A 20,699-nucleotide genomic window follows, 5' to 3' on the forward strand; every position below is an offset into this window, starting at 1 on the left:
GTGGTTCGGATCGCCTCACACGACCGGTGGCAGTGCTGTGCCGACCTTCAGGCCGAACAGCTCCGCCGCGTTGCGCCACAGCACTCGCTCCAGCTCTTCCTCCGTGAACCGCGCGTCCCGGATCACGCCCAGGGACACGCAGGGGTCGATCAGTGTCGCGTCGGTGCCGAACAGCATCTGTTCGATCGGGACTCCGGCCTCGCGGGCGTACGCGATACGGCCCGCGTCCGTGGCCGTACGGCAGTGCTCCAGGTAGAGGCGGTCGCAGGCGGCCGCGGCGTGGGCCGCCTCGCGCCAGGCGTCGCCGCCCGCGTGGCCCATGATCACGCGCAGCCCGGGCCGGGCCTCGACGAGTTCGGGGAGGAGGGTGACCTCACGGCCCCAGGTGTGCAGGAGGAGCGGTACGCCGGCCTCGGCGACCACGTCGAAGGCCTCGGCCATCTCGCGGCAGCCGGGCAGCCGCCCCGGGTAGTGGGTGTGGATCTTCGCGCCGACGAACCGGCCGGTGTCGAGGCAGCGGCGGAGGTCGGTGGCGCTGTCCTCGATGCGGTTGGGGTTGACGACGGCGTACCCGTACAGCCGTGGCCGGGTCTCCAGGGCTTCGCGGAGGGCGGCGTTGCCCGCAACCGCGTCGTACACGACGGCTTCGGAGGCCGAGACGATCTGGAGGTCGATGCCGTAGCGGTCCATCTGGGCGAGGTTGGTGTCGGCGTCGCCGGTCGTCAGGTGGAACTGCCAGCGGCCCACGTGGGCGTGCACATCGATGATCGGCATCAGGCGAGCAGCTCCTCGACGTTCTTGGTGGCGATGGCGGCGCGGTCGTCGGGCGAGATGTCGGCGTACCGCAGCTTCAGCGTCTGCGGCGAGATGTCCATGAAGGGGGTGCGGGAGCCGAAGACGAGGTGGCGCGGGCCGACGGCGTCGATGGCCCGTTCGATGGAGTCGGGGCCGGACAGCATGCGGGTGGTGGCCTTGAAGCCGGGTTCGTCGCGGGCCATGAGGAGGAAGTCGGCCAGCAGGTAGGCGTGCAGGTCGAGGAAGACGACGTCGGCGCCGCGGTCCATCAGGGGCGGTCCGAAGCGGCGCGGGTCGCCGTCGTGGAGGAGCACCATGCCGCGGTCAATGGCCAGCTTCACCACGCGCCGGTAGCCGGGGAAGCCGGGCTCGGCGGCCTGTTCGAGGGTGAAGAGGCGCAGGAAGCGGACCTCGGCGGCGGCCAGTTCGTCGAGGCGGTCCTCGGCGGTCAGCGCGTCGCGTACGTCGACGGTGCCGACGGGGAGGAGTTCGGGGCAGTGGGCGAGGTCGCGGAGGGTCTCGGCGTTGCCGGCCTCGTCGTCGAAGAGCGGGCCCCGGGTGGACAGGGCGAGGGCGCCCGCGACGGGGGAACCGGCCAGGTGGGCGCGGACCTCGGCGAGGCCGGTGTCGCGGTGGTGGCGGGGCCAGGGCCCGTACAGCACGTCGACGTCCCAGCCGATGTGCTCCTCGGGTGACGGCCTGAGCCATTCGTACGTCCGTTGCGGTGACTCGCTCATGATGCGGCGACCTTCCCCAGCGCCTGCGCGATCCGGTCCACGTCGTCCTCGCTGTAGGCCTCGTTCCACGGCAGAACCAGCAACGTACGGTCGATGAGCCGCTCGGCGCGAGGACACAGGCCCGGCGGATACCCGGACAGTGCCGGATTGGCGTACAGCGGCCGCTCCAGATAGCCGGGGAGGGCGGGGATGCCCAGCTCGTCCAGTGCCCGGGCCCAGCGCGTGTTGTCGTCGACGAGGAGTGGGACGACCCACCAGGCGTGGCCTGTCCTCCGTTGAGGGACCGTCACCCCGGGCAGGGCGGCGACGGCCTCGATCAGGCGCCGGGCGCTCGCGCGGCGGCGGGCGACGACGCCGGCGACGCGGGTGAGCTGGACACGGGCGACGGCGGCGACGAGTTCGGTCATCCGGTAGTTCAGGCCCATGGTGCGGTGGATGCGGCCCTCGGCGCGGTCCCAGCCCTTGTCCATGAACAGCCGCATCCGGGTGGCGAGGGCGGGGTCGTCGGTGATGGCGAGGCCGCCGTCGCCGGCGGTGATGTGCTTGTACTGCTGGAGGCTGAAGCAGGCGATGTCTCCGAGCGTGCCGAGCAGCCGGCCGTCGTCGTCCTCGCCGAGCCAGGCCTGGGCGCAGTCCTCGATGAGCAGCAGCCCGTGCCGGTCGCAGATCTCCTTGAGCCGTACGGTGTCGGCGGCGCCGCCGAAGAGGTGAACGGCGATGACGGCCTTGGTGCGCGGGGTGAGCGCCGCCTCGACGGCGTCGGGGTCGAGGTTCCCGTCGTCCTCCGTCACGTCGGCGAAGACGGCCCGCCCGCCCTGGGCGAGGACCGGGGCGACCGTGCCGAAGTCGGAGATCGGTGTGGTGACGACCTCGTCGCCGGGGCCGACTCCGGCGGCGGCGACGGCCAGGTGCAGGGCCGCGGTGCCGGAACTGCACGACACGGCCTCGGCGCGTCCGTACAGCCGGGCCATCTCGGTCTCCAGCGCCCGGGCCTCCTGGCCGAACGCCCCGCACAGGACGGCCGAGTCGAGGACCCGGAGCACCGCTGCGCGTTCCTCCTCGCCGAACGTCCTTCCCCGGGGGTCCAGAACTGTGGGCAGCGGCATTTCCCGTTGCGGCATCGGGGGATTATCCTCTCGGCAGCACACGATTATGGCCTGGGCCGAAAGTAGAACCCCTGCCGACGGCCGTCAATCAGGCGTAACGCAGGCTTCGCAAGAATCGCCCTCGACGCGAAACGTCCAGCAGAACGGAGACCGGCCATGCCGCTCACTGTCGGCGTGATAGGTCCCGAGGACCTGGTCCAGAAGGTGGTCGCGGTCGGAGGGCGCGCGCCCGGGTCCGCCCGGTTGCTGCCGCTGCCGTACCGTCACGAGGACGAGACGACCGCGGTGGTGACGGGCGCACGGTCGAGGGCGGACGCGCTGCTGTTCACCGGGGTCGTGCCGCACGCGCTGGCCGACGCGGCGGGGGTGCTGGACCGGCCTGCGATGTACGTGCCGTACAACGGCGCCACGCTGCTGCGGGCGCTCGTCGAACTGCTGCGGCTCGGGCACGACGTGTCGCGGGTGTCGATCGACACCCTGCGCCGCGACGATGTGCTGGAGACGATGACGGAGGCCAAGCTGCCCACCGACCGGGTGCGGGTGCTGCCGTACCGGCCGGGTCTGACCTCGGAGGACGTCGTCGACTTCCACCTGGACGCCCGGGACACGAAGAAGACCCGGGTGGCCATCACCTGTCTCGGCTCGGCGTTCCATGTGCTGGAGCAGCACACGCACGCCGTACGCCTGGCCCCGTCCCGGCACTCGATACTGGCGACCCTTCAGGCGCTCGTCCTGGCCACGGCCGGGCAGCACAGCGGGGACGCGCAGGTGGTGCTGGGCATCGTCGACCTGCCGGGTGCGGGCCCGGACGCGCGGCTGCCGGAGGACATACGGGTGCTCGGCGGCAGTCTGGCCGAGCTGCCGGACGGGCGGCGGCTGGTGGTGACGACGCGCGGGGTGCTGGAGACGGTGACGGAGCGGTTCACTCGTCTCCCGTTCCTCGACGGCCTGGCGGCCCGGCACGGCACCGCGCACGTGGGCTTCGGTGTGGGCCGTACGGCGGCGGAGGCGGAGGCGCTGGCCCGACGGGCCGTCAACCGGGCACGGTGGGTGGGCATGGCGGCGGGTGCGGCGGCTGGTGTGGTGTCGATGGCGGACGACGTCGACATCGTCATCGCGGCGGGGGCGGTGGATGCGGCGGGGGCGGCGGGTGTCGCGGTGGGCTCGGTGGGCTCGGTGGGTGCGGCCGGGGCGGTGGGTGCGGCCGGGGCGGTAGGTGCGGCCGGGTCGGTCAGCTCGGCGGGTGGGTCCGGGGCGGCGGACTCGGTCAGCTCGGCAGGCTCGGCGGGGCCGGTCGGTTCGGCGGGCGCGGCAGTGGCGGGCGGCGCGACGGGCGCGTTGGACTCGGCCGGTTCAGCCGGTTCGCCGAACTCCCTCGGCTCACCCGGCGCGGGCGGATCCGCCGGCACCCCGGGCGCGCCAGGCCCACGTGGCTCAAGCGGCCCCGCGGGCTCACCGGGCTCCCCGGACTCACCAAGCTCACCCGTGAGCGCACCGCAGACGCACGCCGGGCCGTCGGAGGGGCCCGCGCTGCTGGCCCGGCGGGTCGGGCTGCACCCGCAGACGCTGGACCGGCTCCGGGAGCTGACCGCGGCGGACGGGGGCGCGGGGGTCACCGCCCATCGGGTCGCCGAGCACCTGTCCGTACAGCAGCGCACGGCCCGCCGGATCCTCAAGCGGCTGGAGCGGGCCGGCATAGCCGTACCCACCGGCAGTCGTCAGGAAGGGCAGACCGGCCGTCCCCCGATCGTCTACCAGGTCCGTCTGTAGCCCGTGGCTCGCGGATTGCGGCCCGGGCCGAAACCCCCCACATCGCAGGCCGCCGCGGTGGGAACGCCGTACGGCGGAGACGAAGGAGCTCGCGCGTGAAAATCGCCTCGTTCCACACCCGTGTCGTCCGTGCCCGCTATCGCCGCCCGTTCGCCATCAGCAGCGGCAGCAGCACCGATCTTGTCAGTCTCGTCGTGGAGGTCCGGACGGCCGACGGGGCGTCGGGTTTCGGCGAGGCGTCGCCGATGACCGCGTACACCGGCGAGACGCTCGCGGGGCTCAGCGCGGCGGTGACCGACCATGTCGCGCCCGCGCTCGTCGGCCGTGACCCGCGCGACCTGGCGGGCGCGCATGCCGCGATGGACGCCGCCATCCGGGGTCAGCACCTGGCCAAGGCGGCGCTGGACCTGGCGCTGCACGACCTCGCGGCGCGTGCCGCCGGGTGGCCGGCGCACCTGCTGCTGGGCGGCGGGCGGGTGGGCGAACCGGTGCCGACGACGTGGGTCGTGGGGCTGGGTACGGTCGACGAGATGGTGGAGGAGGCGGCCCGGTACGCGGCGGCCGGGTTCGGGCACATCAAGCTCAAGGGCGGGGACGATCCGGCGCTCGACGTGGAGCTGGTGGCCGCCGTGCGCAAGGCGGTGCCGGAGTCGGTGGAGCTGTCGCTGGACGCCAACGAGGGGTACGCGCCGGGCGAGGCGGCCCGCACGGTGGCCCGGCTCGCGGACGCCGGGCTGGACCTGGTGGAGCAGCCGCTGCCGCGCTGGGACGTGGACGGGCTCGCGGCGCTGCGTGCGCGGGGCGGGGTGCGGGTGATGGCGGACGAGTCGGTGCAGTCGGCGCACGACGCGCTGGAGGTGGTGCGCCGGGGCGCCGCCGACGTACTGAACATCAAGATCCTGAAGGTCGGCGGGCTGTACCGGGCGCGGCAGATCGCGGCGCTGGCCGAGACGGCGGGGCTCGCGGTGAAGGTCGGCACGATGCCGGAGCTGGGCGTGGCGACTCTGGCGGCGGCGCATCTGTCGGCGGCGCTGCCGCACGCCACGGTTCCGCCGGACCTGGTCGGCCCGCTGCTGGTGGATGAGGAGCCGCTGGCGCCGGCGGCGTTCGCGGGGACGCCGGGGTCGGGGCTGGTGGAGCTGCCGGTGACGCCGGGGCTGGGGCATGGCCTGGGCGGCTGACGAACGGTCCGCTCCACGGCGCGGGGTTGGCGTGATTCGTGCGCTGTGGAGCGCGGGCAGCGCTTAGGGTGAGGGGTGCAGCTGGTTCGCCCTGTCAGCCGGACAGGCGCGTCGCAAGAGGGAATCCGGTGCGAATCCGGAACTGCCCCGCAGCGGTGAGCGGGAACGACCGCCGTCATCAGCACTGGGTCCACCACACGGGTCCGGGAAGCGACGGCCAGTAGGTGCCTCCTCGACACACGAGGCGTGCTCGCGAGTCCGAAGACCTGCCACTGCCCGTGCGTGAGACACGCGTACGGAGATCTCGGTGACCTCGTGGGCGGGTCGGCGGTGGCAGCGGGCCGAGGCGTGCCCGCCGTTCCTTCGCGTGTCCGCGACCGGTCTCCGGGTCGCCCCACACGACTCGCGAAGGAGAGTGCCGTGACCGCCACCGTGTACGGATACCCGCGCCAGGGCCCGAACCGGGAACTGAAGAAGGCCGTCGAAGGCTATTGGAAGGGCCGTATTCCGGCCGATGAGCTGCGGGCCACGGCGGCCGGGCTGCGCCGGGCCACTTGGCGGCGGCTCGCCGACGCCGGGGTCCGTGAGGTGCCGACCGGCGATTTCTCGTACTACGACCATGTCCTGGACACCAGCGTGATGGTGGGCGCCGTTCCCGCGCGTCACCGGGAGGCGGTGGCCGCCGACGCGCTGGACGGGTACTTCGCCATGGCCAGGGGCACCGAGGACGTGGCGCCGCTGGAGATGACCAAGTGGTTCGACACCAACTACCACTATCTGGTGCCCGAACTCGGTCCGGACACCGTGTTCGCCGCCGACTCGGCCAAGCAGGTCGCCGAGCTGACGGAGGCGCTGGCCCTCGGGCACACCGCCCGGCCGGTCCTCGTGGGGCCCGTCACGTACCTGCTGCTCGCCAAGCCCGCCCCGGACGCGCCGGCCGGCTTCGTACCCCTCACGCTGCTTGACCGGCTGCTGCCCGTGTACGCCGAGGTGCTGGCCGATCTGCGGGCCGCCGGTGCCGGGTGGGTGCAGCTCGACGAGCCGGCCCTCGTACAGGACCGCACCGCGGCGGAACTGAACGCCGCCGCCCGGGCCTACCGTGACCTCGGTGCCCTCACCGACCGGCCGCGGCTGCTGGTCGCGACGTACTTCGACCGGCTCGGCGAGGCGCTCCCGGTGCTGGCGAAGGCGCCCGTGGACGGGCTGGCACTGGACTTCACCGGCCCGGCTGCCGCGAACCTGGAGGATCTGGCCGCCGTCGGTGGCCTGCCGGGCAAGCGGCTCGTCGCGGGCGTCGTCGACGGCCGCAACGTCTGGATCAACGACCTGGAACGGTCCCTCGCCACCCTGGGAACGCTGCTCGGTCTCGCCGGGCGGGTCGACGTGGCCGCCTCCTGCTCCCTGCTGCACGTCCCGCTGGACGTGGCGGCCGAGCGTGACCTGGATCCGCAGGTCACCCGCTGGCTGGCGTTCGCCCGCCAGAAGACCGACGAGATCGTCACCCTGGCCCGCGGGCTGGCCGAGGGTCCCGACACCATCGCCGCCCAACTGGCCGCCAACCGCGCCGTCCTGGGCGCCCGCGCCGGCTCGGCGCTGACCCGTGACCCCGCCGTACGGGCCCGTACCGCGGCCGTCACCGCCGCCGGGACGCGCCGCTCGCAGCCGTACGCCCGGCGTGCCGCAGCGCAGGCCGCGCACCTCCGCCTGCCGCTGCTGCCCACGACGACCATCGGTTCGTTCCCGCAGACCACTCAGTTGCGGACCGCCCGCGCCGATCTGCGGGCGGGGCGCATCGGCCCGGCCGCGTACGAGGAGCGCGTCGAGAAGGAGATCCGGGAGGTTGTCTCCTTCCAGGAGAAGGCCGGCATCGACGTCCTGGTGCACGGCGAGCCCGAACGCGACGACATGGTCCAGTACTTCGCCGAACGGCTCACCGGGTTCCTCGCCACCCGGCACGGCTGGGTCCAGTCGTACGGCACCCGCTACGTGCGCCCGCCGATCCTCGCCGGTGACGTCTCGCGCCCCGAGCCGATGACCGTGCGCTGGACGCGGTACGCCCAGTCCCTGACCGACCGGCCGGTCAAGGGCATGCTCACCGGTCCGGTCACCATGCTGGCCTGGTCCTTCGTCCGCGACGACCAGCCACCGGCCGAGACCGCCCGCCAGGTCGCGCTCGCCCTGCGCGACGAGGTGAACGACCTGGAGGCGGCGGGTGTTTCGGTCATCCAGGTCGACGAGCCCGCCCTCCGCGAGACGCTGCCGCTCCGTGCCGGCGGCCGTCCCGCCTACCTGGCGTGGGCGACCGAGGCGTTCCGGCTCGCCACCGGCGGCGTGCGTCCGGACACCCAGATCCATACGCACATGTGCTACGCCGAGTTCGGTGACGTGCTCGCCGCGATCGACGACCTCGACGCCGACGTGATCAGTCTGGAGGCGGCCCGCTCCCACATGCGGGTGGCGGCGGAGCTGCGCGCGGCGGGGTATCCGCGCGAGATCGGGCCGGGGGTGTACGACATCCACTCGCCCCGCGTCCCGGGCACCGACGAGCTGGTCGCCCTGCTGCGGGAGGGTCTGCGGGCGGTTCCGGCGGAGCGGCTGTGGGTGAATCCCGACTGCGGCCTGAAGACCCGTGGGTGGCCGGAGACGCGCGCGTCGCTGGAGAACCTGGTCGCGGCGGCGCGCTCGCTGCGCGCGGAGCTGGGCGGCACCCCCGGCGGCACCCCCGGCCGATGACGTCGCCACCCATGCGTATACAAATAAACCGAGAATAGGACGAAGAGCGCGGGGGCGGATCAGCACGGTGACACAGACATCCACGGCAAGCACGGCCACCACGACAGCGCCGCCCACCGGGCGACTGGTCAGCGTGGACGTGGCCCGCGCCATCGCCGTGTTCGCCATGTTCGCCGCACACATCGGCCCGCCCGCGAAGCCCGAAGGCGCGGGTCATCTGCTGGTGGCCTTCGACGGGCGCGCCCCCGCCGTCTTCACCCTCATCGCGGGACTGTCCCTGACGCTCTCCCGTGGCGGCACCCGGCCCCGGCCGACGCCGGCCGGGGTGCTGCGCTCCACGCTCGTCCGGTGTGCCGTGCTCGCGGCGCTCGGGCTCGCGCTGACGGAGCTGCGGTCGGGGATCGCCGTGATCCTCACGTTCTTCGCGCTGTACTTCCTGGCCGCCGAGCCGCTCGCCCGGCTCGGCACCCGCGCCCTCACCGCGGTCGCGGCGGTGTCGGTGGTCCTCGGCCCCGTGCTGTCGTACGTCCTCGGGCCGTACTTCGGCTACCGCGTCATCGGCCGCGGGCGCTACCCGGGCTTCGAGGCCGTCACCAGCTGGTCCGGGTTCACCGACGCGCTGGACACGCTGCTGCTGTCGGGCGCGTACCCGTGGCTGACGTACTTCCCGTACGTCGTCGTCGGCATGACCCTGGGGCGGATCGCCGACCTGCGCCGGCCGGGTGCCGGCCGCCGTCTCATCGGCTGGGGGGCGCTCGTCACGCTTGCCGGGCACGGCCTGTCCGCGCTGGCACTGGGGCCGGGCGGCGGGCGCGAGGCGCTGCTGCGGGCGATCGCCGAGAGCCACGCGTACGCGGTGAACGCCCCCGACCCGGTGCAGGCCGTGCTCGCCCGGCAGGCGGGCGCGATCCCCAGCACGTCGTGGGCCTGGCTGCTGGTCGACGGGCCCTACAGCCAGACGCCGTTCGAGACCGTCGCCAACATCGGGGTGAGCCTGCTCCTCCTCGGCCTCGTGGTCGCCGCCTGCCGCAGCAGGGCACTGGAGACGCTGCTGCGCCCGCTGGCCGTGGTGGGCACGATGGGCCTGTCGGTGTACGCGGTCCACGTCGTCGCGCGCGCCGAACTGCACCCGCACCACGGCTGGCCGGCGCTCGGCGCGTTCTGCGGGGTCTCACTCGTGGCGTGCGCCGTCTGGGCGTCCGTCTTCCACCGGACGCCGCTCCGGCGCGGTCCGCTCGAGTGGGCCCTGCATGCGCTCATGCCGAAGGCCAGGACCACCTGACGGCCGCCGTTCAGGCCCGGCGGCGCGTGTCAACGCGGGGGGCCGCCGGGGCCGCGCGTTCGGCACGGCGGCCGACCGCGGCCAGCAGGTCGCGGCGGATCAGACCGCTGAAGGGCTCGATGAAGAGCCAGTAGGGCGTGAACCGGCGGGCCGCGCCCGGGTCCGTGGCGTACACGCGGGTCTCGGTGCGCAGCCGCGCTCCGGCGCCGTCGGGTTCGGCCCACAGGCCGAACGCCCCTCCAGCACGATGAAGCCCATCCGCTTCATGCCCTCGATCGCGTCGGCGTCGCCCGCGAACGGCTCCGGGGCGCTGTGGCCGCGCCGCCGGAACGGGAGCGTGCGCAGCGTCATCAGTGCGCGCATCACTCTCATCTCATGGAATGTCACCTCTTTGAGCGCCCTGGCCACTTCCGGCACGGGTGCCGCGAAGCGCGCGGGTTCGCGGAATCTGGCAGGAGTCTGACGGGAACCCGTCCCCTCGCCTGTGTTTCCGGCGTAGAACGAGTGGGTTCCGGCAGTTGGTCGATGAGGCCTGTCAGTAGTCGCCCGTACGCTCAGGCCCGTGAACATTGACGATCTTGAATGGCAATCACGGACACTCGGCGGAATATCTCCTCGTCTGGTCACCATGCTCGTGGAGCGGGGTGAGGTGGAGCTGCTGGTTCAGGCCGCATCGGAGCGGGGGGAGTGGTTCTGCGCCCAGGCGGCGGCTCGCGAGCTGTCCCGGGCGGGCGAGGTCGAGCGGGCCCTGGGCGTGCTGGAGCCGTTCATCGAGGCTGGGTGGAACCGGGCGCGCTGGGAGAAGGCCGAGGTCCTGCTCGAGGCGGAAAGGGTGCAGCAGGCACTGGACGCCGTCCGTCCAGACAAGGAAGGCCTTGCCTCGGAGTGGGTGTGCCACGACTTCGCAGAACTGCTGGCGAAAGCGGGCAGGCTGAACGAGGCGATCACCGTACTCACGCCGCATCTGGACAGGGAGTGGATTCTGTCCACCCTCGTCGAACTGGCAGAGGGCCAGGGCCGTGATGAACAGGTCCTGGAGCTGATCGCCCCGCACGCTGAGCGGGCCCGCAGCGCCCGCGGCGAGGAGCGCTGGGGCTTTCATCCCAGCAACGCGCAAGATCTCCAAGCCCAGGTCCTGGAGCGTGCGGGCCGGGTCGATGAAGCCGTACGGATGCTTGGGGCAGACATCGCAGCCGGGCATTTCTTGGTCCAGAACACACTGATCGCCTACGCCGAGCTCCTGCGGCGCCACGGGCGCCTGGAGGAACTGCGCGTACTGGGCACCGGCGAGCGTGCGGGTGAGACGCTCGCGTACTACGCGCGGGCGCTCGAAGACAACGGACAGGCAGGTGAGGCCGAGGCTGTGCTGCGGCGTTTCATCGCAGCCGCCGAGTATCCGGACCGGTTCCGCTGGCCTCTGATCGAACTGCTGGGCCGCCAAGGTCGGATCGAGGAAGCCATCGAGGTGGGTCGCCCGACGTTCGATTACCACGATGCCTGCCTTTTCGAGGGCGTCATTCTCCTGCTGCATGAGGCAGGCCGACTGGACGATGCTCTGGCGCTCCTCGACGAGCGCAGTGCTGAGTTCGTCGAGGAGCACTCGTCCTGGTTCATCTCGAACCGGATCTGGCTGCTGGGCGAGGCCGGCCGGCACGAGGAGGCCCTCGCCTACGCGGGGACGCTGCCACGGGACGTGTACGGCCTGACGGTCAGCAAGGCGTGGATCCTCGATGAGATGGGGCGCGTTGAGGAGGCCCTTGCCCTGCTACGAGCGGACACCGAAGTGCGGCCGTCGGAAGTGGCCGAGCTGCTCATCCGGCATGGCCGCGCCGCTGAAGCCATCGCCGGAATGCCCTCCCTCGCCGAACAGCATGCGGCGTGATGCGGCCGCGCAGGCCGACCAGGGCCCCAACGATCCTCCCTTCTAGCGGGGCGGACTCTGCTGAGCGTCACCGGGGCAGCTTCGCCGTGCGCTCGGGATGGGCCGCGGTGACATAGTGCATGGCGGTCTTTTCCGTGATCCCGAAGAGCCTCATCAGCCGGAGGGGGTCCGCTGTTTCTGCTGCTTCGTTGAGAATGCGGTCCTGGCGCAGGCGGACCAGGGTGAGGCCTGGCGGCACGTCGGCACGGAGCAGGGTCTTACCGACGGCGGGGTGGTCGGGGTCGAGCGCCGATCTCTGGCTGACGAGCAGGCGGGGGTTGGTCGAGGCGGGCCAGCGGCAGTGTCTGTAGTCAAGCCAGTCGGCGGCGATCTGGTGGGTGAGTTCCTCCAGGTAGAGGGTGTGCCGTCGGAGGCCGCGGCGGATGATGAGGGTGCCGCGTGCGAGGTCCAGGTCGCAGGTCGCAGGTCGCAGGTCGCAGGTCAGGATCGTGCGTCGTTCGTGGACGGGCACGGCGTGGACAGCGGCCAGGACGAGGACCAGACGCCCGAGCGGGGTCTTCGTCTGCCGGAACGCGTTGGCCAGCAGGTCGCTGGGGACCGGTTTGGGGATTCCTGTCGGGCTGCCGACGCGAAGGTGCTGGGCGGGGTCGCGGAAGACCACCCGTTCCCGTTTCAGCGTCCTGAACAGGCTGCGCAGGGCGAGGGAGAGCTGCCTGCGGGCACGTCCGGAATGGCCGTCCACGGCCGCGTCGACGTGACCGCCGCCGGCCTCATCGCCCGAGCGACCGACCCCGGGGCGGGTTGAGGAGGGGCGGGGCGCACGCCCTCGCTCGCGCGTTTCCAGGAAGCCGATCCGTCCAGGTCGAGCCGGATCAGCTTCACGGCGACGGGCCGGTCCAGCACGGCGTCATAGCCGCGCCACACGTCCCCCATGCCGCCGTGGCTGGGCCTCTCCAGGAGTTCGTGACGTCCGGCGATCACCTGCTGCGGCACCCTGCCCCCGTCGCGTCCGTGCGCCGGCGCGCGTGTGAAGTGGGCCGGATCCGGCGGTCACCGCCGGGGATCGGCCACGGTGGCGCGGGCGGGCGTGTCGTACTCCGCCCACACGGTCTTCCCGGGCGCGCCACTGCTGCGGGGATACCAGCCCCACCGTTCGGCGAGGCATTCCACCAGGAGCAGCCCGCGCCCGCCGGTGCGGTCGGGCCCGGGAACGCCGCCCGGGGGCGCCGGGAGCCGCTCGCCGCGGGTGTCGGTGACCTCGATGCGTACGGTCGCCTCGTGGGCGGTCAGCCGCAGCAGGAAGTCCCGCCCGGGAACGCGCCCATGACGTACGGCGTTCGCGGCGAGCTCGGCCACGAGCAGGGTGAGCGTGTCGTGGACGTCGGTGTCGTACGGGATGCCCCAGGCGTCCAGCCGCTCGGCGGAGAGCCTGCGCGCCAGGCGGGCTCCGCGAGGCGTGGAGCTGAACCTCATCTCGAAATGGTGGGTGGGGTGGCTGAGTTGGCTGGTCCGGGTGGTGCTCACGGGGTTCCTCGTCATGACTCCACGGTGGGCCGTGGGTGGCGTAGCGTGACCATGGGTGACGCGCCGTCGCGGTGTTCCTGTACGCGGCGACGGGCGCGCTGTACGTGGCGGGAAAGGCGGCGGCGATGCGGGACCAGGACGAGCGGGACGAGCGGGAACCCGAGGGCCGGCGCCCGGAGGACGAGCCCAGCTCGGGTGTGGTGACGGCGTTCGGGCGCCAGCTGAAGTTGTTGCGGCTGCGGGCGGGGCTGGACCGGCACGAGTTCGGGAGGCTGGTGGGGTACGCGGCCCAGTCGGTCGCCTCGTTCGAGCAGGGGCGGCGCATTCCGCCACCGCGGTTCATCGACCGGGCGGATGAGGTGCTGGACGCGGGGGGTGTGCTGGTCGCGATGAAGGAGGAGGTTGCGCGGGCGCGTTATCCCGCGTTCTTCCGGGACGCTGCGCGGCTGGAGGCGACAGCACAGGCCCTGTGCGTGTACGCGGCACTTGCCATCCCCGGCCTCCTCCAGACGGAGGACTACGCACGGGCGGTCTTCCGGATGCAACGGCCCCTGCTCGACGATGCCGTGATCGAGCAGCGCCTGGAGTCGCGGCTGGCCCGGCAGGAGATCTTCGAGCGGCGCCCGGCACCACTTCTGAGCTTCATCATCGAGGAGGTGGTTCTGCGCAAACCGATCGGTGGCACAGCCGTGCTGCGGGGCCAGTTGGAACACGTGCTCCTGGTCGGACAGCACCGGAACGTCGAGATCCAGGTGATGCCGACGGACCGGGAGGACCACGCCGCGCTGGACGGGCCCTTCAACCTGATCGACGCCGCGACCGGGCAGCGGATCGCCTACACCGAGGTCCAGAACGACAGTCGCCTGCACACCGAGGTGACAAAGATCCGTGAGCTGGAATCCCGCTATGGCATCCTGCGCTCACAGGCCCTCACTCCGAGCGAGTCGCTGGCCTTCGTAGAGAAACTGCTGGGAGAGGGATGAGCGTGCAGCACCGCGTACCCATAGTGCCGGAATCGGCATGGTTCAAGAGCAGCTACAGCGGCGGGGGCGGCGGCGAGTGCGTCGAGGTGGCCGCCGCACCCGGCACCGTGCACGTCCGGGACTCCAAGCGGCTCGGCGGGCCCGTGGTCACCGTTGGGCGCGAGGCGTGGGCCGGGTTCGTCGGCCTGGCCTCCGGGTCGCAGGCGTAAGGAACGAGGCCCCGTTCGTGTGGCACGGACGGGGCCCCGCCGGGCAGGGCCTCAGCCCTGGTCGTCCACGTTCGCCTCGCGGCGGATCATCCGCCACGCGGCGCGGCGTGCGCTGCGGTCCAGGCTGGACTTGAAGCTCCGGTCGGCGCCGAAGTACTGGCGGCCCATGCCGGCGATGGTGTCGATGTGGTCGGCCATCTTGTCGGCGAAGACCTTGTCGAAGACCTTGCCGAAGTTGTCCTCGTCGTTGACCAGGGCCGCGGCCTGTACCTTCGCGTCGGCCTTGGCCTCGTTGAACGGCTTGGCGAGGTCCTCCTCGGTGAATTCCGTGCCGAACTTGGCGTTGAAGTCCTCGATCAGCTTCGACAGGAGGGACTTCTCCGGCTCCTTCGCGCCGCCCTTGCCTTCGCCGAACCCCCGCATCACCGCCGGGCCCCCGGCCGTCAGCGAGACGTCGTGCTCGCCGGTCTTCTCGACCCGCAGGTGGCTGAGGTCCACGTCACCTATGTCGACGCCTCCGTCGGCGCGGCCCCTGAGCCGGGTGAGGAGGTAGCGGCCGTACAGGTGGAGCCGTTCCAGTTCGGCGTCGCGGTAGGGGACGATCTGGGCGAGGAAGCCGTACTTGCGTACGTAGTCGTGCAGGTCGGCCCGGAAGTCCTCGGCCGTCTGGACGTCGTCCTCGTCGTCGTCGTCGTTGTCGCGCAGCGCTTCGTACCGGGTGACGGCCGGGGAGAGGAGCCGGTACAGCTCGGCGTGCAGCTTCTCCCAGGTGGCCGGCGATCCGGCGGCCTTCTCCTTCGCCGCGAAGAAGGCGGCGGCGAACTCGTCCATCTCCGATTCCGAGATGATCGGGGCGGACATGACGCGGCTCTGCGCGGTGTAGAGGAGGTTGGGGTCCGAGGGGAGGGTCATCGCCTCCTCGAAGTACGGGCGGAAGGCCTCCTTGATGTCCTCGGCCTCGTTGGCGAAGTCGAGGACGGCGAGGTCGGCCTGCGTCTTGCGCTCGGCGGTACGGTTCAGCCGGGAGAGGGTCTGGACGGCGGAGATGCCGGTCAGCTTCTTGTTGACGTACATCGTCGTCAGCAACGGCTGGTCGAACCCGGTCTGGTACTTCTCGGCGACGACCAGGATCCTGTACTCCTGCCGGCCCTTCGCCCCGGCCTTCACGGCCTTGTCGTCGGCGCGGGTGTAGCCGAACGCCTTCGGGAGCGCGCTCTCGGCGAGCCCGCCGTTCTCCTTCGGCTCGGTGGTCTCCTCGCCGTCGATGGTGAGCGAGCCGGAGAAGGCGATCAGGACGCCCAGGTCGGGGTAGGTGGTGTCGTAGTCCCGGTCCTTGATGTAGCTCTTGATGGCCCGCGCCATCTGGACGGCGGACTGGCGGGAGCCCGTCACGACCATCGCCTTGGCGCGCCCGCCGAGCCGGCCGCGGGTGTGGCTCACGAAGTGCTCGACCACGACCTGGGCGTGCTGGGAGACGGTCGAGTCGTGGGTGAGCGCGTACCGGGCGAGGAGGGAGTTCGCCTTGGAGGCGTCGACTTCCTTCTCGTCGGGGTTCTGGTTCACCAGCTTCCAGTACGTGTTGTACGTGGCGTAGTTGCGCAGCGGGTCGAGGATGAAGCCCTCCTCGATGGCCTGGCGCATGGAGTACGTGTGGAAGGGGCGGTAGGTGGTCCTGCCGTCGATCTGCTCGGGTGTGCCGAAGAGTTCGAGGGTCTTGGCCTTGGGGGTCGCGGTGAAGGCGAAGTAGGAGAGGTTGGCCGCCTTGGACCGGTCTTCCGCCTTCTTCATGAGCTGCTCGGTGACGGTGAGCGTGGTCGCGCCGGGGTCGTCCGAATCCGGGTCCAGACCGAGGTCGCGCAGGGCCGCGCGTACGGCGGTGGCGGCGTCGCCGGACTGGGAGGAGTGCGCCTCGTCGAGGATGATCGCGAAGGTCGTGCCCTTGATCTCGGTCGGGTGGCGCTGGATGTGGTCGAGCAGCGCCGGGAACGAGTGCAGGGTGACGGTGACAATCTTGCCGGTGTCGCGGGACAGGGCGCGGGCGAGCTGCTCGCTCTTGGCGCCGCTCTTCTCGTCGATCTTGACGACCAGGCCGTCGGTCTGCGAGAAGCCGCCGACGGTCTCGCGGAGCTGGGCGTCCAGGTTCCGGCGGTCGGTGATGACGATGACCTTGTCGAAGACGGGTTCGCCGGGCTTGATGCGGCCGGCGGTCAGGGCCTCGGCGTCGAGGGTGCGGGGGTCGGTGTCCGCGTGCAGGTCGGAGAGGCGGTGGGCCAGCCAGCCGATGGTGTTCGACTTGCCGGAGCCGGCCGAGGCCATGACCAGGTAGTCCTGCCCCGCGCCATGGGTGGCGGCGTGGGCGGTGAGCTTCTTGACCACGTCCCACTGGTGGAAGCGCGGGAAGATGGTGGTGCGGGTGGTGCGGGTGGTGCCGCCGGGGGCCTTCGTCTTCTCCTGGTGGACGAAACGCTGGAGGAGGTCGAGCCAGTTGTCCCGCGCCCAGACCTGCTCCCAGAGGTAGGACGTCGCGTACGTGCCGTAGGCGGGGGGAGCGGGGTTCCCGGCGCCGCCGGGGCGGCCGGGGCCTTCGGAGCCGGTGTTGAAGGGGAGGAAGCGGGTGTTCTTCCCCTTGAGCCGGGTGGCGACGAAGACGAGGTCCGGGTCGACGGCGAAGTTCGCGATGACGCGGCGGGCGAAGATCAGCTCGGTGGGGTCGCGGTCGGTGCGGTACTGCTCCTTGGCGTGCTCGACGCCCTGGCCGGTGAGCGGGTTCTTCAGCTCGGCGGTGGCGACGGGGATGCCGTTGAGGAACAGGGTGAGGTCGAGTTCGTTGCCCCAGTCGGCCTGCTTGGTGGCGTAGCGCAGTTCGCGTACGACGGTGAGGCGGTTGGCGCGGTAGCCGTCGAGGACGGAGGCGTCGACGACGAGGTTCGGCTTGAAGTGGGCGACGCGGATGCGGACACCGCGGTCCTTGACGCCGTTGCGGAGGACATGGAGCAGGCCGTCGTCGCTGATCGCCTTGTCCAGGCGCCGGGCGAAGCCCCGCTGGGCCTCGTTGGCGTCACCGTAGACGGTGCGCAGCTCGTGCCACTCGTCGGGCTGGGTCTCCCTGATGAACGTGAACAGCTCGCCGGTGTCCAGGCCGAGGTCGGCCGTGTAGTCCTCGGGGCGCGCCTCCCGCCACCCCCGCTCCGTCATGGCGGCGACGATGGCGGAGCCGAACGCGGACTCGTCGTGGACGGGGCTCATACGGTGACTCCGTCCGTCACGTTGCGGCCGCCGGCGGTGGAGACGTCGAACCGGCCGGTTACGGCGGCGGTGATGAGGGCTTGGCGGCGCTCGGTGATCAGGTCCAGCTGCCTACGGCACCTGTCGGTCACCGCGCGGGTCGCTGAACGCGCTTCCGTGAGGATGGCGATCGTCCTTCGTTGCCGGGCCAACGACGGCACAGGCAGCGGGATATCGCGTACGACCTCAAGGTTGATCCGTGCTCGGGTGGAGCCCCTGGCGAGGAGGGTGACTTGGTCCGCGACGGGCGGCGAGCTGAGTGCCCATGCGGCATAGTCGTGCAGCAGTCGCGTCCGGTCCAGCCGGAGGCGGAAACAGTCGGCCTTGACCATGGCGGGCCCCATTCCCTCGGGCACGACGCACGCACGACCGAGTGGGTGGTTCTGGTCCCCCAGGCCTGCCACGATCAGATCACCGGCACGGGCGGTGTGCCGCGTGAGCTGGGCGAAGTACTCCATGGGGATGTACGCGGCATCCCGGTCACGGAACTCGGCGCGCCCCACGTTCCCGAGCCGGATGACTCGGGCTCCGTGGTCGGCATAGTGGCTGCTGGTCAGAGAACTGCCGAAGGGGCCGTCCGTGATCGCGGTGATGAATCGGCGCAGCGGCACCCAGGACGCTTCGCCACCGTCCTCGTCGACGGCAGCGGACCAGGCGCTGGAAAGCCGCTCCTCCAACAGGGCCACCTGCTTCTCACGGCTTGCCCGCAACGCATCGAGGCGGCCCGTCTCCACGTCGAGGAAGTCGGCGATGCGGCGCTGCGTACGGAGGTCGGGAGCTTCGAAGGCCATATTCGCGTAGCGTTCAGCATTGAAGTTCTGAATCGTCGACGCAACCGATTCGGCTCGGATCTTGTGCTGAAATGCCGCGCTGCGAGCCACGTACCCGAGAAACCTGGGCTCCACGTCGGGGCGCGGACGGAACCGCACCAGATAACCGGCGAACGTCGCCCCCGCGTCAGCTTCACCCACCAGGTACGACTGGCCCGGCGGGGTGCCGCTACGGGACAGGAGCAGGTCTCCCGGCCGCAGCGCGAATCGCCCTTCGACCGGCCCCGCCACATGAACGCCCTCCTCCGGGGGCGTCAGCGTCCCGTTGCTGATATCCGTTGTGCGCAGGAGGCGCGTACCGGAACCGACATAGTTCTCCGCCGAGATGTTGAGTCCGTACTGACCGGCATCGACACACATGTGCTTCAGGCGGACCGGCTTCCATGGAGTCACTGCGTCACCTCGCCCAGCAGCGCCTGGATCTCCGTCTCCAGGGTCTTCAGCTCCAGGTCGATCTCCGCCAGCGGCCGTGGCGGCTCGTACACGTAGAAGTGCCGGGTGAACGGGATCTCGTACCCGATCTTCGTCTTGCCGTGGTCGATCCAGGCGTCCGGCACGTGCGGGTGCACCTCGCGCTTCAGGTACTCCTCGACGTCCTCGCCCAGCGGCACGTTCTCGTAGTCGCGCAGTTCCCCGTCCGGTTCCGGCTCGCCCTTGATGAACTGGACCTCGCCCTCCGGGTCGCGGACGCCCACCGCGTCGCGTACGGCCTTGGCGAACGGCGCGCCCGTCGGCCACAGGAGGCCGGCGCCCACCACCGCGTCCTTGAGGGCGATCAGCGCCTCGGACTTGGTGGCCCACGAGGAGCCGAGCAGCGTCCGTACCGCCGCCACGAAAGCGTCCGGGTCCGCCAGCTTTTGGACCGGCTTGGCCGCCGCCAGGGCCGCCAGCGTTTCGTCCGTGACCTCGAAGCGGTACTTCAGCGGGCGCTCCACCGTGATGCGCTGGTAGCCGAAGTCCTCGTTGTCGAAGACCTTGACCTTCCCGTGGAGCGGGTGTTCCGGGTCTGCCGCCGCCTCGGTGGCATCCGCGTACAGGCGCGTCAGGTCCGCGATGTGCTGCTTGCCCAGCTCCTTGCGCTTGTCGCCCAGCGACTTGCGCATCTTCTGCCACTGGTCGCGCGCGTCCAGGAGTACGACCTTGCCCTTGTGCTCCGGGGCCTTCCGGTTGGTGAGGATCCAGAAGTACGTGGAGATGCCGGTGTTGTAGAAGAGCTGGTCCGGGAGGGCGACGATCGCCTCCAGCCAGTCGTTCTCCAGGATCCAGCGGCGGATCTCCGACTCGCCCGAGCCGGCCGCGCCCGTGAACAGGGGCGAGCCGTTGAAGACGATCGCGATACGCGAGCCTCCGCCCCCGTTCACGTCCACCGGCTTCATCTTCGAGATCATGTGCTGGAGGAAGAGCAGCGAGCCGTCATTGATGCGCGGCAGGCCCGCGGCGAAGCGGCCCGCCTCGCCCAGGTGCTGGTGCTCGTACTCGACGTCCTCCTTGACCTTCTTCCACTCCACACCGAACGGCGGGTTGGCCAGGAGGTAGTCGAACTTCTCCCGCTGGTGGCCGTCGTCGGAGAAGGAGTTGCCGAAGGCGATGTTCTCCGGGTCCTGGCCCTTGATCATGAGGTCCGACCGGCAGATCGCCCAGGACTCGGGGTTGAGCTCCTGTCCGTACACCTCCACCGTGGCGTCCGGGTTCAGGGAGCGGATGTGTTCCTCGGCGGCCGACAGCATGCCGCCCGTGCCGCACGCCGGGTCCATGACCGTACGCACCACACCCGGCAGGCTGAGCGCGTCCCCGTCGGGCGCGATCAGCAGGTTGACCATCAGTCTGATGACCTCGCGGGGGGTGAAGTGCTCACCGGCCGTCTCGTTCGACTGTTCCGCGAAACGGCGGATCAGCTCCTCGAAGATGTAACCCATGTTGTGGTTGGGCACGTTGTCCGGGTGCAGGTCCAGGTCGGTGAACCTGCCGATGACCTTGTAGAGCAGGTTGGCGCCGTCGAGCTTCTTGATCTGCTGCGCGAACTCGTACTTGTCCAGGACCTCGCGGGCGTTGTCGGAGAAGGCGCCCACGTAGATCTGGAGGTTCCTGGCCGCGTTCCGCGGGTCGGCTGCGATCTTCTTCAGCGTCAGATCGCTCTTGTTGTAGAAGGAGTGCCCCGAGGCGCGGCGCAGGAAGTGGTCCGTGTCGAGGTCCTGGCCCTCGAAGCGAGCGACCGTCTCCGCGACCTTCTCGCGGGTCGGCTCCAGGACGCACTCCAGGCGGCGCAGCACCGTGAACGGCAGGATGACCTTGCCGTAGTCGGACTGCCTGTAGTCGCCGCGCAGGAGGTCGGCGACGGACCACGCGTGGTTCGCCAACTCTGTGTGCTTACTGCTGTTCAAG

At 71.1% G+C, this 20,699-nt stretch carries 16 protein-coding genes and 1 riboswitch; of the genes, 7 read left to right on the forward strand and 9 right to left on the reverse strand.

Features of this window, described 5'->3' with window-relative positions:
* Nucleotides 1–15: 15 nt before the first annotated feature.
* Genes AMK26_RS15755 through AMK26_RS15765 form a run of 3 tightly spaced genes read right to left on the reverse strand, consistent with a single transcriptional unit; the run spans nucleotide 16 to nucleotide 2,653 of the window.
* Entirely contained in the window at nucleotides 16–774 is a 759-nt protein-coding gene (locus AMK26_RS15755) for an amidohydrolase family protein (RefSeq protein WP_073755250.1), read from the reverse strand.
* Nucleotides 774–1,532 (reverse strand): hypothetical protein, encoded by a 759-nt coding sequence (locus tag AMK26_RS15760; protein WP_073755251.1) that lies wholly within the window; start codon nucleotides 1,530–1,532, stop codon nucleotides 774–776. The genes AMK26_RS15755 and AMK26_RS15760 overlap by 1 nt, the downstream gene beginning before the upstream one ends.
* A complete protein-coding gene (locus AMK26_RS15765; protein WP_241837911.1) occupies nucleotides 1,529–2,653 on the reverse strand; it encodes a DegT/DnrJ/EryC1/StrS family aminotransferase in 1,125 nt (374 codons plus the stop codon). Before AMK26_RS15765 ends, AMK26_RS15760 begins: the two co-directional genes overlap by 4 nt.
* Before the next feature lie 141 nt (nucleotides 2,654–2,794).
* Between AMK26_RS15765 and AMK26_RS37720 the strand changes: the two genes are divergently transcribed.
* The 4 genes from AMK26_RS37720 to AMK26_RS15785 all read left to right on the forward strand — a co-directional run bounded on the left by AMK26_RS37720 (nucleotide 2,795) and on the right by AMK26_RS15785 (nucleotide 9,604).
* Nucleotides 2,795–4,408, forward strand: a complete 1,614-nt coding sequence (locus tag AMK26_RS37720) for a hypothetical protein (RefSeq protein ID WP_241837912.1) — start codon at nucleotides 2,795–2,797, stop codon at nucleotides 4,406–4,408.
* 95 nt (nucleotides 4,409–4,503) lie between these two features.
* Complete coding sequence (locus AMK26_RS15775) at nucleotides 4,504–5,589, forward strand: mandelate racemase/muconate lactonizing enzyme family protein (RefSeq protein ID WP_073755253.1); 1,086 nt, start codon at nucleotides 4,504–4,506, stop codon at nucleotides 5,587–5,589.
* 64 nt (nucleotides 5,590–5,653) lie between these two features.
* Nucleotides 5,654–5,877, forward strand: a riboswitch (cobalamin riboswitch).
* A gap of 132 nt (nucleotides 5,878–6,009) precedes the next feature.
* On the forward strand, nucleotides 6,010–8,322 hold the full coding sequence (gene metE, locus AMK26_RS15780; RefSeq protein ID WP_073755254.1) for a 5-methyltetrahydropteroyltriglutamate--homocysteine S-methyltransferase: 2,313 nt from the start codon (nucleotides 6,010–6,012) through the stop codon (nucleotides 8,320–8,322).
* Nucleotides 8,323–8,389: 67 nt separating this feature from the next.
* A complete protein-coding gene (locus AMK26_RS15785; protein WP_073755255.1) occupies nucleotides 8,390–9,604 on the forward strand; it encodes a heparan-alpha-glucosaminide N-acetyltransferase domain-containing protein in 1,215 nt (404 codons plus the stop codon).
* A 10-nt stretch (nucleotides 9,605–9,614) separates the two neighbouring features.
* On the opposite strand, the gene AMK26_RS36990 is transcribed toward AMK26_RS15785, so the two are convergent.
* Nucleotides 9,615–9,779 (reverse strand): hypothetical protein, encoded by a 165-nt coding sequence (locus tag AMK26_RS36990; RefSeq protein WP_158071120.1) that lies wholly within the window; start codon nucleotides 9,777–9,779, stop codon nucleotides 9,615–9,617.
* 387 nt (nucleotides 9,780–10,166) lie between these two features.
* On the opposite strand from AMK26_RS36990, the gene AMK26_RS15790 reads away from it, so the two are divergent.
* A complete protein-coding gene (locus tag AMK26_RS15790) occupies nucleotides 10,167–11,486 on the forward strand; it encodes a hypothetical protein (protein ID WP_241837913.1) in 1,320 nt (439 codons plus the stop codon).
* Nucleotides 11,487–11,553: 67 nt separating this feature from the next.
* On the opposite strand, the gene AMK26_RS37725 is transcribed toward AMK26_RS15790, so the two are convergent.
* Entirely contained in the window at nucleotides 11,554–12,228 is a 675-nt protein-coding gene (locus tag AMK26_RS37725) for a hypothetical protein (RefSeq protein ID WP_158071121.1), read from the reverse strand.
* 308 nt (nucleotides 12,229–12,536) lie between these two features.
* Nucleotides 12,537–13,025, reverse strand: coding sequence for an ATP-binding protein (locus AMK26_RS15805; protein WP_073755259.1), 489 nt, complete (start codon nucleotides 13,023–13,025; stop codon nucleotides 12,537–12,539).
* Nucleotides 13,026–13,135: 110 nt separating this feature from the next.
* Here AMK26_RS15805 and AMK26_RS15810 point away from each other — a divergent pair, with 110 nt between their 5' ends.
* Complete coding sequence (locus AMK26_RS15810; protein WP_073755533.1) at nucleotides 13,136–13,993, forward strand: helix-turn-helix domain-containing protein; 858 nt, start codon at nucleotides 13,136–13,138, stop codon at nucleotides 13,991–13,993.
* Entirely contained in the window at nucleotides 13,990–14,202 is a 213-nt protein-coding gene (locus tag AMK26_RS15815) for a DUF397 domain-containing protein (protein WP_073755260.1), read from the forward strand. Before AMK26_RS15810 ends, AMK26_RS15815 begins: the two co-directional genes overlap by 4 nt.
* 51 nt (nucleotides 14,203–14,253) lie before the next feature.
* On the opposite strand, the gene AMK26_RS15820 is transcribed toward AMK26_RS15815, so the two are convergent.
* The 3 genes from AMK26_RS15820 to AMK26_RS15830 are packed head-to-tail and all read right to left on the reverse strand — an operon-like array spanning nucleotide 14,254 to nucleotide 20,698.
* Entirely contained in the window at nucleotides 14,254–17,448 is a 3,195-nt protein-coding gene (locus AMK26_RS15820; protein ID WP_073755261.1) for a type I restriction endonuclease subunit R, read from the reverse strand.
* The gene (locus AMK26_RS15825) at nucleotides 17,445–18,710 is read right to left on the reverse strand and encodes a restriction endonuclease subunit S (RefSeq protein ID WP_143608535.1); all 1,266 of its coding nucleotides are present in this window, start codon (nucleotides 18,708–18,710) and stop codon (nucleotides 17,445–17,447) included. Before AMK26_RS15825 ends, AMK26_RS15820 begins: the two co-directional genes overlap by 4 nt.
* Nucleotides 18,707–20,698, reverse strand: a complete 1,992-nt coding sequence (locus AMK26_RS15830; protein ID WP_073755263.1) for a type I restriction-modification system subunit M — start codon at nucleotides 20,696–20,698, stop codon at nucleotides 18,707–18,709. The genes AMK26_RS15825 and AMK26_RS15830 overlap by 4 nt, the downstream gene beginning before the upstream one ends.
* Nucleotide 20,699 lies beyond the last annotated feature (1 nt).

It is taken from the genome of Streptomyces sp. CB03234 (assembly GCF_001905885.1).
Lineage (GTDB): Bacteria > Actinomycetota > Actinomycetes > Streptomycetales > Streptomycetaceae > Streptomyces.

What these genes read in the sequence shown, in the direction of transcription:
- AMK26_RS15755 (WP_073755250.1), bottom strand. Translation starts at nt 774, where the DNA reads ATGCCGATCATCGATGTGCACGCCCACGTGGGCCGCTGGCAGTTCCAC.
- AMK26_RS15760 (WP_073755251.1), bottom strand. Translation starts at nt 1,532, where the DNA reads ATGAGCGAGTCACCGCAACGGACGTACGAATGGCTCAGGCCGTCACCC.
- AMK26_RS15765 (WP_241837911.1), bottom strand. Translation starts at nt 2,653, where the DNA reads ATGCCGCAACGGGAAATGCCGCTGCCCACAGTTCTGGACCCCCGGGGA.
- AMK26_RS37720 (WP_241837912.1), top strand. Translation starts at nt 2,795, where the DNA reads ATGCCGCTCACTGTCGGCGTGATAGGTCCCGAGGACCTGGTCCAGAAG.
- AMK26_RS15805 (WP_073755259.1), bottom strand. Translation starts at nt 13,025, where the DNA reads ATGACGAGGAACCCCGTGAGCACCACCCGGACCAGCCAACTCAGCCAC.
- AMK26_RS15810 (WP_073755533.1), top strand. Translation starts at nt 13,136, where the DNA reads ATGCGGGACCAGGACGAGCGGGACGAGCGGGAACCCGAGGGCCGGCGC.
- AMK26_RS15815 (WP_073755260.1), top strand. Translation starts at nt 13,990, where the DNA reads ATGAGCGTGCAGCACCGCGTACCCATAGTGCCGGAATCGGCATGGTTC.
- AMK26_RS15820 (WP_073755261.1), bottom strand. Translation starts at nt 17,448, where the DNA reads ATGAGCCCCGTCCACGACGAGTCCGCGTTCGGCTCCGCCATCGTCGCC.